Annotated in this window: 2 protein-coding genes; both read left to right on the plus strand. The window is 65.1% G+C overall.

Annotation, left to right across the window (positions count from 1 at the left end; translation table 11 throughout):
- Window positions 1–208: 208 nt before the first annotated feature.
- Window positions 209–442 (plus strand): helix-turn-helix transcriptional regulator, encoded by a 234-nt coding sequence (locus ACRPLY_RS26750; RefSeq protein WP_366150681.1) that lies wholly within the window; start codon window positions 209–211, stop codon window positions 440–442.
- On the plus strand, window positions 439–1,121 hold a 683-nt coding region (locus ACRPLY_RS26755), incomplete at its 3' end, for a phage antirepressor (RefSeq protein WP_432232221.1). The genes ACRPLY_RS26750 and ACRPLY_RS26755, both read left to right, overlap by 4 nt.

Below are 1,121 nucleotides of genomic sequence, written 5' to 3' on the forward strand. Positions count from 1 at the left end.
CGCGCCTCTCGGAGCTGCTGGCCGGTGATCATGTCCACCACGGTGACAGGAAAAATCGGGAAAGATTCGGGGTCATGAGGAAAGAGTAGCCGCTCAGCAGGGAAACACATCCTTGTAATTACGCGGCGTGTCGCCTAGCCAGCGCCAGTTTCGCACGTGATTCCTTTTCCTGCTTGACTTCTTTCCTGTTCTTTCCTGCTCTCTTCTTATGGAAGCAACCAGACTCGTGAACGGGGCGGCGGTCGCCGCTCTCCGCAACGCGGTAGGGATGAAGCAGGTTCGCCTCGCCAAGGACGTCGGAGTGTCGGGCGCATTCCTGTCCAACATCGAGGCCGGACGGAAGCAGCCCGGACCCCAGACCGCACGCGCGCTCGCAGACGCCCTCGGCGTCCCGCTCGAGGCCATCACCTACCCAGCGATTCGCCGGACGGTGGCAGCATGAGCGCCACGCTCGTCCCCTTCGCCTACGGCGATGCCACTGTCCGCGTCGTCACCATCGACGGCGAGCCGTGGTTCGTCCTTACCGACCTGTGCAAAGTCCTCAGACTCGGCAACGTCAGCATGACCGCCAGCCGCATCGCCGACGATATGAGGGGTGTCACTCAGATTGACACCCTTGGCGGCGCGCAGCAGATGACCATCGTCAGCGAGCCCGGCATGTACGAGGTGGTCATCCGCTCAGACAAGCCGGAGGCCGCGACCTTCCGCCGCTGGATCACCAGCGAGGTCTTGCCCTCCATCCGCAGGACGGGCGGCTACCGGGTCGAGTCGATCACCAAGCGCGAACTGGCGCTGATGGTCGTGGAGGCCGAGGACGCCCGCGAACTGGCCGAGCAGCGTGCCCGTGAACTCGCACCCGCCGCCCGCGCATGGTCCACCATGGTCGCCTGCGCCGGCGACTACGCCGTGGACGAGGCCGCAAAGGTGCTCTCACGCGACCCCGCGATCAGCACCGGCCGCAACCGCTTGTTCGAGACGATGCGCGAGCAGGGCTGGATCTACCGCTCAGGGCATCGCCAGCAGTGGCACGCCTACCAGTCGCAGATCGAGTGTGGACGGCTGGCGCAGAAAATGGCGTCCGGCCCGTTCCTCAACCACCGTACCGGCGAGTTGGAGCTGCC

This window comes from Priestia sp. TGN 0903 (assembly GCF_050846855.1).
Lineage (GTDB): Bacteria > Bacillota > Bacilli > Bacillales > Bacillaceae_H > Priestia > Priestia zanthoxyli.